Source organism: Actinophytocola sp., from assembly GCF_035712165.1.
Lineage (GTDB): Bacteria > Actinomycetota > Actinomycetes > Mycobacteriales > Pseudonocardiaceae > DASYTH01.
In genome coordinates this window covers 1-9,471 of the sequence record NZ_DASTBH010000511.1, presented here as the reverse complement: position 1 = coordinate 9,471, position 9,471 = coordinate 1, and the positions used below count along the sequence as shown (strand labels likewise).

At 71.8% G+C, this 9,471-nt stretch carries 11 protein-coding genes and 1 tRNA gene; 6 read left to right on the top strand and 6 right to left on the bottom strand.

The features are described from left to right. The 4 genes from VFO68_RS28995 to VFO68_RS28980 all read right to left on the bottom strand — a co-directional run. On the bottom strand, positions 1–982 hold a 982-nt coding region (locus VFO68_RS28995), incomplete at its 3' end, for a hypothetical protein (protein ID WP_325161589.1). A gap of 38 nt (positions 983–1,020) precedes the next feature. Then, entirely contained in the window at positions 1,021–1,644 is a 624-nt protein-coding gene (locus tag VFO68_RS28990) for a hypothetical protein (RefSeq protein WP_325161588.1), read from the bottom strand. A gap of 1 nt (position 1,645) precedes the next feature. Next, on the bottom strand, positions 1,646–2,110 hold the full coding sequence (locus VFO68_RS28985) for a RidA family protein (protein WP_325161587.1): 465 nt from the start codon (positions 2,108–2,110) through the stop codon (positions 1,646–1,648). Positions 2,111–2,114: 4 nt separating this feature from the next. Next, positions 2,115–2,273 (bottom strand): hypothetical protein, encoded by a 159-nt coding sequence (locus VFO68_RS28980; RefSeq protein WP_325161586.1) that lies wholly within the window; start codon positions 2,271–2,273, stop codon positions 2,115–2,117. A 55-nt stretch (positions 2,274–2,328) separates the two neighbouring features. Between VFO68_RS28980 and VFO68_RS28975 the strand changes: the two genes are divergently transcribed. Genes VFO68_RS28975 through VFO68_RS28965 form a run of 3 tightly spaced genes read left to right on the top strand, consistent with a single transcriptional unit; the run spans position 2,329 to position 4,740 of the window. Further along, the gene (locus VFO68_RS28975; protein ID WP_325161585.1) at positions 2,329–2,580 is read left to right on the top strand and encodes a hypothetical protein; all 252 of its coding nucleotides are present in this window, start codon (positions 2,329–2,331) and stop codon (positions 2,578–2,580) included. Positions 2,581–2,623: 43 nt separating this feature from the next. Then, positions 2,624–3,622 (top strand): ArsA-related P-loop ATPase, encoded by a 999-nt coding sequence (locus tag VFO68_RS28970; protein ID WP_325161584.1) that lies wholly within the window; start codon positions 2,624–2,626, stop codon positions 3,620–3,622. Then, positions 3,622–4,740 (top strand): ArsA family ATPase, encoded by a 1,119-nt coding sequence (locus VFO68_RS28965; RefSeq protein WP_325161583.1) that lies wholly within the window; start codon positions 3,622–3,624, stop codon positions 4,738–4,740. The genes VFO68_RS28970 and VFO68_RS28965 overlap by 1 nt, the downstream gene beginning before the upstream one ends. On the opposite strand, the gene VFO68_RS28960 is transcribed toward VFO68_RS28965, so the two are convergent. Continuing rightward, positions 4,737–5,039, bottom strand: a complete 303-nt coding sequence (locus VFO68_RS28960; protein ID WP_325161582.1) for a WhiB family transcriptional regulator — start codon at positions 5,037–5,039, stop codon at positions 4,737–4,739. The two genes, VFO68_RS28965 and VFO68_RS28960, sit on opposite strands and share 4 nt — an antisense overlap. Before the next feature lie 228 nt (positions 5,040–5,267). On the opposite strand from VFO68_RS28960, the gene VFO68_RS28955 reads away from it, so the two are divergent. Beyond that, positions 5,268–7,790 carry a penicillin-binding protein gene (locus tag VFO68_RS28955; protein WP_325161581.1) on the top strand — a complete coding sequence of 841 codons (2,523 nt, stop codon included), beginning with the start codon at positions 5,268–5,270 and terminating at the stop codon, positions 7,788–7,790. A 1-nt stretch (position 7,791) separates the two neighbouring features. Here VFO68_RS28955 and VFO68_RS28950 read toward each other — a convergent pair whose 3' ends face one another. Further along, positions 7,792–8,262 (bottom strand): GatB/YqeY domain-containing protein, encoded by a 471-nt coding sequence (locus VFO68_RS28950; protein ID WP_325161580.1) that lies wholly within the window; start codon positions 8,260–8,262, stop codon positions 7,792–7,794. A gap of 68 nt (positions 8,263–8,330) precedes the next feature. On the opposite strand from VFO68_RS28950, the gene VFO68_RS28945 reads away from it, so the two are divergent. Together VFO68_RS28945 and VFO68_RS28940 are read left to right on the top strand one after the other, a co-directional pair. Further along, complete coding sequence (locus VFO68_RS28945) at positions 8,331–9,296, top strand: metallophosphoesterase (RefSeq protein ID WP_325161579.1); 966 nt, start codon at positions 8,331–8,333, stop codon at positions 9,294–9,296. A 16-nt stretch (positions 9,297–9,312) separates the two neighbouring features. Next, positions 9,313–9,389: transfer RNA gene (locus VFO68_RS28940), tRNA-Pro, on the top strand. The last annotated feature ends 82 nt before the right edge of the window (positions 9,390–9,471 follow it).

Here is a 9,471-nt window from a genome sequence, read left to right as displayed (position 1 = left end):
GCGGCATCCGGGACATGCTCGGCGGGCCGGGCGGGATCCGGTTCGGCGGCGGCGCAGGCGGGGTTCGCGACAAGCTGGGCGGCTCCAGCCGGGGCACCGACGGCGGGCCGGCGACCGGCATCCGGGACCGGCTCGGCGGCTCCAGTCTCGGCACCGAGGGCGGGTTGACCGGGGCGGGTAGCCGCGGCCCGCTCGGCTGTTCGAGCCGGGGCATCGAGGGCGGGTTCACCGCGGGCATCCGGGTGGCGGTCGGCGGTCCCGGCCGCGGCGCCGGGCCGGGTGGCACCGCCGGCAGCCGGGAGGCGCTGAGCTGGGCGGCCGGCCGCGCGGGGGCGATCGCGGCATGTGCGCCGAACGGGACCTGGGTGGCGTACTGCATGGCGGTGTGGTGGTAGTCCGGGGCCTGCGCGCCGTCCCGCAGCGCCTCCACCGAGGCACGCACGCCGACCCGGCGCAGCGTGTGCTCCAGCCGGTAGGCGGTCGCGGTGGGGAACCCGGCCGGTCCGACCCCGACCAGCACGACGCGGTGCGGCACCGGCCCGGAGACGGCTCCGGCGGGGGTCAGCCGCCACACCGCCCACACCGAGCGCACATCCGGCAGCGCGTCGAGCACCCGGTGCGCGGCGTCGGTCACGCCCTGCGCCGCGCTCTCCGTGCCGGGCACCTCGGCGGCGAACCGGTGCCGGGGGATCGCGGCGGAGTCGTCCACGATCAGCCGGTTGAACAGGCTGCGGTCCAGGTAGGCCGGCGCGGACAGGGCGTCGAGCTCGCCCCGCTGCGCCGCGCTGATCGGGATGTGCCCGGCGACCAGGCAGCCGACCAGGAAGTCCAGGGTCCGGTCGACCTCGGCCGCGGCCAGCAGCTCACGCGCGTCGGCCAAGGCGTCGTCGTCGACCTGGCCCGCGAAGGAGAGCAGGAGGTCGTGCGCGCGGACCGGCAGCGATCCGCCGGACCAGCCAGGACCCTGGGCAACCTGCGCCACGCTGATGGTGTTCCTCCTTCGTCGGGTCGCGGGGGGTGCTAGCGGCCGATCAGCTGCCTCCGGTAGGTCGGCAGGCCGGGCAGCAGCGGTTGGGACGCCGCCAGCGCCGCCTCGTGGTACGGCGTCAGCTCGCCGCCGTCCGGCAGCACCTCGACGCACGGCTCGTAGCTGCCGAGCGCCCGCAGGACCCGCTGCAGCTCGCCGGTGAGCCGGGCGTGGTCCGCCGTGGCGGTCACCAGCACGACCCGGATCGCCGGTCCCTGTCCGGACCGGTGCCGGCGCCAGCTCTCGCGCACGTCCAACACCTCGGGCCGGCCACCGAGCACCGCCCCGAGCACTACCGCTACGGAGTCACCCTTGTTCGCCCATTCGGGCGACTCTGGGGTGAAGGTGTAGCCGACATCGGCGATTTCGTCCACCCATGGCAGCGAGTTGAGCATCCCCAGATCCGCACCCGCGTCCAGCAACGCCGCCCTGAGCAGCACCGACTCCTGGTCCGTGATTCCCAGCCGGTCCCGCAGCATGGTCAGCGGCAGCGTGCGGGCCAGCGCGTCGAGCGCGCCGGCGGCCAGCCAGTCCCGGAACCGCCACAGCTGACGGTCCGGCAACCGGCCGGCGAGCCGGAGTAACAGCTCGTGGCAGGACGCGGCCGAGTCCGTCATCTCAGGAGACCTCGACGACCAGTTCCACCTCGACCGGAACCCCGAGCGGCAGCTCGGCCACCCCGACCGCGGACCGGGCGTGCCTGCCCGCGTCGCCGAAGATCTCGCCGACCAGCTCGGAGGCGCCGTTGAGCACGGTCGGCTGCCCGGTGAACCCCTCGGCGGAGGCCACGAAACCGGTCATCTTGACCACTCGGACCACCGCGTCGATGCCGACCAGCGCGTCCACCGCGGCCAGCGCGTTGAGCGCGCAGGTCCGGGCATGCTTGCGGGCCTCCTCGGGGGCCACCTCGGCGCCGACCTTGCCGGTCGCGGCGAGCACGCCGTCGACGAAGGGCACCTGGCCCGCGGTGAACACCAGCGAGCCGGCCCGCACCGCGGGCACGTAGGCACCGGCGGGCGGCGGCACCGAGGGCAGCTTGATGCCGAGCTCGGCGAGTCGATCGGTCCAGACCGTCCCGGGCACCGGCTCACGCACCCTTCGGCCGCTTGAGGTAGGCCACCAGCTGCTCACCGGTCGGCCCGGGCAGCACGGTGACCAGCTCCCAGCCGTCCTCGCCCCACTGGTCGAGGATCTGCTTGGTGGCATGGATCAGCAGTGGCACCGTGGCGTACTCCCACTGGGTCATGAGGCGGGAGCGTAGTCGTCACGATCAGGGCACGGGTCACCGCTACCTTGTTCAAATGGAAGCCTGGCGACTGATCGCCGCGGCGCTGATCGCCGCCGGGGGCGTGGTGCTGGTCCTGCTGACCATGGCCAAGGTGCGCGAGCGCAGCGGGTCGACCAACGGCCAGGTGGCCCTGTCCGGCGCGATCACCAGCACCGTGCTGGCCGTGCTCTGCCTGCTGGTCGCGACCACCCTGGCGGCCTGGCTGTCCTGGGCGCTGGTGATCGCCGTCGGGCTCGCCGTCACGGTCATGCTGCTCGCCAGCTGAGCCGGGAAAGCGGCCTGGTAGCTGGACATTTAGGCTGGTCGGCGTGACCGCTGCCGGCTGGAACGACGCCATCTCCAGAGTCCGGCTGCACGTGGTCACCGGCAAGGGCGGCACCGGCAAGACGACGGTCGCGGCCGCGCTCGCCCTCGCCCTGGCCACCGGCGGGCGCCGGATCCTGCTGATCGAGGTGGAGGGCCGGCAGGGCATCGCCCAGCTCTTCGACACCGAGCCGCTGCCCTACGCCGAGCAGCGGATCGCCTCCGCCCCGGGCGGCGGCGAGGTCCGCGCGTTGCACGTGGACGCCGAGGCGGCCCTCCTCGAGTACTTCACGATGTTCTACAACCTCGGCTTCGCCGGCCGGACCCTGCGCCGGATGGGCGCCATCGAGTTCGCCACCACGATCGCCCCCGGCCTGCGCGACGTGCTGCTCACCGGGAAGGTCAAAGAGTGTGTCGGCCGCACCGACGAGCACGGCCGGCACGTCTACGACGCGGTGGTGCTCGACGCCCCGCCGACTGGCCGGATCGTGAAGTTCCTCGACGTCACCCGGGCGATGGTGGACCTGGCCAAGGTCGGGCCGATCAAGGGACAGAGCGAGGGCGTGGTGCGCCTGCTGCACTCCGGCGACACCGCGGTGCACCTGGTCACGCTGCTGGAGGAGATGCCGGCGCGGGAGACCATCGACGCGGTGGGTGAGCTGGACGGCGCCGAGCTGCGGCCCGGCGTGGTGATCCTCAACCGGGTGCGCCCGCCCCGGCTGCCGGCCCGGTCGGTGACCTCGGCCGCGGACGGGCGGGTGGACGCCTCCCGGGTCCGCGACGGACTCGCCGCGGCCGGCCTCGACCTGACCTCCGACGACCTCGACGGCCTGGTCGCCGAGACCGTCGAGCACGCCATCCGGGTGCAGGCCGAGCAGCGCGCCCGGGCCCTGCTCGCCGAGGTGGACCTGCCGATCCTGGAGCTGCCGGAGAGCACCGACGGGGTGGACATCGCGGCGCTGTACGAGTTCGCCGAGACGCTGGTCGAGCAGGGAGCGCACTAGTGGCACCGGCCCTGCGCATCGACGCCCTGATCGACGACCCGAACACGCACGTGATCGTCTGCTGCGGGTCCGGCGGGGTGGGCAAGACCACCACGGCGGCGGCCATCGGGGTGCGGGCCGCCGAACGCGGCCGCAAGACCGTGGTGCTCACCATCGACCCGGCGCGGCGGCTGGCCCAGTCGCTCGGCCTGCGGGAGCTCGGCAACACTCCCCGGGCGGTGGAGGTCGACGGCTTCGAACCGGCCGGTGAGCTGTCCGCGATGATGCTGGACATGCGCCGCACCTTCGACGACATGGTGCTCGCGCACGCCGGGGAGGAGCGCGCCAAGGAGGTGCTGGCCAACCCGTTCTACAAGACGATCTCCACGTCGTTCTCCGGCACCCAGGAGTACATGGCGATGGAGAAGCTCGGCCAGCTTGCCGCCGAGGGCCGCTGGGACCTGATCGTGGTGGACACGCCGCCGAGCCGCTCGGCCCTGGACTTCCTGGACGCCCCGCAGCGGATGTCCTCCGCGCTGGACGGCCGCATGATCAAGCTGCTCACCGGTCCGGCGCGGGCCGGCGGCTGGGGCGTGCGCAAGGTGGTCAGCGCCGGGTTCGGGCTGTTCGCCAAGGCGGTGTCGGCAATCGTCGGCGGCCAGTTGCTGGCCGACGCGTCCGCGTTCGTGCAGGCCTTCGACGGGATGTTCGGCGGCTTCCGGGAGCGCGCCCGCAAGACCTACGAGCTGCTGCGGTCCAGCGGAACGGCGTTCCTGGTGGTGGCGGCGCCGGAACCGGACGCGCTGCGCGAGGCGAGCTACTTCGTCGAGCGGCTCTCCGCCGACGCGATGCCGCTGGCCGGGCTGGTGGTCAACCGGACTCACCCGGTGCTCGCCCTGCTGTCCGGCCCGGCCGCGCTGGCCGCGGCCGACCGGCTGGACAAGTCCGGCGACGCGCGGCTGGCCACGGCGGTGCTGCGGCTGCACGCGGACCGGGCCGCGGTGGCCGCTCGCGAGTCCCGGCTCGTCGCCCGGTTCACCAAGGCGCACCCGGCGGTGCGGGTGGTCCGCGTCCCGGCCATGCCGGCCGACGTGCACGACCTCGCCGGTCTGCGGGAGGTCGGCGACAAGCTGTCCTAGCCGACGCGGACGTCGTCCTCGGTGTGCGACCGCCGGGCGTTGTCCAGCAGGTCGCGCCACGAGGTCACGTCCGGCCGGCGACGCAGCAGAGCCCGCCGCTCACGCTCGGTCATGCCGCCCCACACGCCGAACTCGATCCGGTTATCCAGCGCTTCCGCGAGGCACTCGGTCCGCACCGGGCACGCCACGCAGACCAACTTGGCCTTACGCTGCTCCTTGCCGCGCACGAACAAACCGTCGGGATCCTCGTCGCGACACAGCGCGGCGACTCGCCAATCTGCTACCTGGTCATTTTGCATGACCCCCACCCCTAGCTGTCGTCTCGACCTCGAACCCGACACCCCCCGGCATCGGGTGCCTCCAAGCCGGCCCCGTTCGGCCCGACGTGTTAGCGCCGTCGTGAGACGTTGACGGACTTTAGAGGTCGCTGGTTCCCAACTGAACACCGGCCCCGACAGCCGTTACCTAATGTCAACAACTCTTCGGTGTCGCGGTTACTTCGGATGGGTCACGCGTAGGCTGGGCGAGTGCGTGTTGGAGACAGCCTGTTGAAGCTTGTCGGACTGTGCGTGTTGGCCGGCGTCCTCGTCGCCGGCATGCTGTTCCCGGTGGTCGGAGCGCTGGGGGTGGCATCGAACCGGGCGAGCGACGCGATCGACAGCGTGTCCGGCAACCTCGTCGCATCCGACCCCGCCCTGGTCACGACGGTTGCCGACGCAAACGGCACCCCGATCGCCCGGCTGTACGACCAGTACCGGATCCCGGTCACGGCGGAGCAGATCTCGCCGACCATGAAGGCCGCGCTGATCGCCATCGAGGACCGCCGGTTCTATGAGCACAACGGCGTCGACTGGCGGGGGACGATGCGCGCCGCGGTGAGCAACCAGACATCCGGTGACGTTCAGGGTGCGTCCACTCTCACACAGCAATACGTGAAGAATTATCTCATCAACGTCGTGTATCGGGGCGACGAGCCGGAGAAGAAAATCGAGCAGAAGCGGGCGCAGGAGCAGACCATCACCCGCAAGCTCAAGGAAGCTCGGATCGCCATTCAGCTCGAACAGAAGATGACGAAGGACGAGATCCTCACCGGCTACCTCAACATCGTCGAGTTCGCCTACCAGGTCTACGGGGTCGGCGCCGCCGCGCAGGCCTACTTCCACACCACCCCGGACAAGCTCACCGTCGCCCAGGCGGCGCTGCTGGCCGGCATGGTGAACAACCCCAGCCTGTACAACCCGTGGCAGCGCCGGGTCGAGACGCTCAAGCGGCGCAACCTGGTGATCGACAAGATGGTCGAGACCCAGAAGCTGTCCCCGGACGCCGCCGAGGCCGCCAAGAAGGAGGACCTCGGCATCCTGCCGCAGCCGGACAAGCCGGCCGCCAACTGCGTCGGCGCCGGTCCCGAGTACGGCTTCTTCTGCCAGTACGTCGAGGACTACCTCAAGAAGATCGGCTTCTCCCGCGACCAGCTGTACAGCGGCGGGTACGTGATCAAGACCAGCTTCGACGCGAACGCCACGCACCTGGCCAAGGTGGCCGCCGAGAACCAGGTGCCCAAGAACACCGAGGGCATCGCCAACACCATGGCCATCGTCAAGCCCGGCAAGGACAAACACCAGGTCGTCGCGCTGGTGTCCAACCGGGACTACGGGCTGAACAAGGACGCCGGAGAGACCGTCTACGGCCTGCCCTACGACAGCGCCAACAAGTTCGGCGCCGGGTCCATCTACAAGATCTTCACCGCGGCGGCGTTCCTGGAGAAGGGCGGCGGCATTTTCCAGACCATCGCCACCCCGTCCAGCCACGTCTCCTCGGTGTTCACCGGTGGCGGGAAGACCTGCCCACGCACCGACAAGCCCAACGACGGCGACACCCGCTGGTACTGCCTGCGCAACGCCGGGGAGGGCTACGGCGCCACGATGAGCCTGCAGGACGCCTTGGCCACCTCGCCCAACACCGGTTTCGTCATCCTCGAGGAGCAGGTCGGGATGGACCCGGTGGTCGACATCGCCAGCCGGCTCGGGCTGCGCGAGACCATGAAGCAGAACAACGGCGGCCGGGCGCCGAACGCCAACTCGGAGAACCCCGAGGAGAAGGTCTCCCAGGCCGAGTTCTTCAAGAGCAAGCCCGGCAACCCGGGCAACGCCTCGTTCACCCTCAGCCCGGCCGCGACCAGCACCCTTGAGCTGGCCAACGTGGCGGCCACGCTGATGAGCGGCGGCACCTGGTGCCCGCCGAGCCCGATCGTCGAGGTGCTCGACCGGGAGGGCAAGAAGGTCGACATCAACGAGCAGCCGTGCGAGCAGGCGGTGGCCGAGACGCTGGCCAACACCCTGGTCGTCGGGCTGAGCAAGGACGACAAGCCCGGCGGCACCGCGGGGCGGGCGGCGGCATCGGCCCGCTGGACCCGGCCGATGCTGGGCAAGACCGGCACCACTCAGGAGCACAAGTCGGCCGGCTTCGTCGGCGCCACCCCCCAGCTCGCCGGCGCGGTGCTGACCTTCAACGACAGCCCGAAACCGAGGCCGATCTGCGACGACCCGACCCGGCTGTGCGGCACCGGCAACATCTTCGGTGGCAAGACCCCGGCGCAGACCTGGTTCGAGGCGATGAACCCGATCATGGCCGGGCTGCCGGTCGTGGACCTGCCACCGCCCGACCCGCGCTACATGACCGGCGGCGACAACACCAAGGTCCCCAACGTGATCGGCAAGAGCCAGCAGGAGGCCACCCAGATCCTGCAGGGTGTCGGCTACAAGGTGGCCGTGCGCGCGCGTAACGACGCCGCGAAGAAGGGCATCGTCGTCGGACAGTCGCCGCGCGGCAACGCCCTGCCCGGGGCGACGATCACCATCCAGGTCAGCAACGGCATCGCGCCCGCGCCGAGCATCCCGCAGGGCCCCGGCCAGCCCGGACCCGGGTTCCCCGGCCTCCCCGGTCTTCCCGGCAACGGCAACGGTGGTGGCCGTGGCGGCGGCGGTGGAGGCGGCGGCAACGGTGGCGGCGGTCCCGGCGAGCCGGTGACCATCCTGCCGATCGACCCCTAGTTCAGCCCTTCAACTGGGCCCGGACCAGGGCGGCCACCCGGCCGCCCTCGGCCCGGCCGGACACCTTGGCGTTGGCGGCCTTCATCACCTGGCCCATCTGCTTCTGACCGGGCGGGCCGCCGATCTGGTCGGTGACCTCGGCCACCGCCTCGGCAACCAGGGCGGCGAGCTCCGCGTCGTCGAGCGGGCGGGGCAGGTACTCGGCGAGCACGTCGGCCTCGGCGAGCTCGGAGCGCGCCTGCTCGGTGCGGCCGGCGTTGGCGAACGCCTCCGCGGCCTCCTTGCGCTTGCGCAGCTCGCGGTTGAGAACCCGCTGCACGTCGTCGTCGGACAGCTCGCGACGCGCCTGGTCGGCGGCCTCCTCGGTGGCGACCCCGGTCAGGGCCATGCGCAGGGTGGCCACCCTGGTCTTGTCGCGGTTCTTCATCGCGGCGGTGAGATCACTTTGCAGCCGCTCCTTGAGCGAAGCCATGCGCGGAACCCTACTGGCCGGACGCGGCGCCGGCCGGGCACCCGCGGCGCGGGGTTACGCTCGTAGTCGTGAGCACGTTGGCAACCACCGTCCGCCGAATCGCCCTGGGCACCACCGCCGTCGGCACCGCGACCCTGGCCTACGCGGCCGGCATCGAGCGGCGCCGCTGGACCCTGCGCGAGGCCACGCTGCCGGTGCTGGCCGAGGGCTCCCGGCCGGTGCGCGTGCTGCACATCACAGACCTGCACATGCTGCCCGACCAACGCTCCAAGCAGCGCTGGGTGGCGGCGCTGGCCGAGCTCAGCCCCGACCTGGTGGTCAACACCGGCGACAACCTGGCGCACAAGCAGGCCGTGCCGGCCGTGGTGCGGGCGCTCGACCCGCTGCTGGACCGGCCCGGCGTGTTCGTCTTCGGCAGCAACGACTACTACGCTCCGCGCCCGAAGAACCCCGCCCGGTACCTGTTCCCGTCCAACAAGCGGATCCACGGCGTGCCGCTGCCCTGGCGGGACCTGCGCGCGGCGTTCATCGAGCGGGGCTGGCTGGACCTCACCCACGTCCGCCAACTGCTCACGGTCGACGGCCAGACCATCGCGGTGGCCGGGGTGGACGACCCGCACCTGCGCCGGGACCGCTACATCGACATCGCCGGCCGCCCCCGCCGCGGCGGAGCGCTGCGGCTGGGCATCACCCACTCCCCCGAGCCGCGGGTGCTGGACGCCTTCGCCGCGGACGGCTACGACCTGGTGCTCGCCGGCCACACCCACGGTGGCCAGCTCCGTATCCCCGGCTACGGCGCCCTCGTGACCAACTGCGACCTGGACCGCTCCCGCGCCCGCGGCGCCTCCCGCTGGGGCGCCCACATGTGGCTGCACGTCTCGGCCGGCCTGGGCACGTCGCCCTACGCTCCGGTCCGCTTCGCCTGCCCCCCAGAGGCAACTCTGCTCACCCTCGTCCCCCGCCCCACCGCCGGTTCCGACCCCGCCAACACCCGAGAACGCGCCCCCTTCGGAGCCGGCGCCGACGTCAGCTAGACTTCCACCGGTTCACCGGGGTGTGGCGCAGCTTGGTAGCGCGCTTCGTTCGGGACGAAGAGGTCGCAGGTTCAAATCCTGTCACCCCGACCAGGTCAGGCCCTGTCCACTTTGGAGTGGTCAGGGCCTGATGTGCGCTTGGGTGACTAGGTGGGTGACTACGGCGTCTGCGGCG

Coding starts and splice junctions, on each gene's coding strand:
- VFO68_RS28990 (WP_325161588.1), bottom strand. CDS start 1,644: ATGACGGACTCGGCCGCGTCCTGCCACGAGCTGTTACTCCGGCTCGCC.
- VFO68_RS28980 (WP_325161586.1), bottom strand. CDS start 2,273: ATGACCCAGTGGGAGTACGCCACGGTGCCACTGCTGATCCATGCCACC.
- VFO68_RS28975 (WP_325161585.1), top strand. CDS start 2,329: ATGGAAGCCTGGCGACTGATCGCCGCGGCGCTGATCGCCGCCGGGGGC.
- VFO68_RS28960 (WP_325161582.1), bottom strand. CDS start 5,039: ATGCAAAATGACCAGGTAGCAGATTGGCGAGTCGCCGCGCTGTGTCGC.
- VFO68_RS28950 (WP_325161580.1), bottom strand. CDS start 8,262: ATGGCTTCGCTCAAGGAGCGGCTGCAAAGTGATCTCACCGCCGCGATG.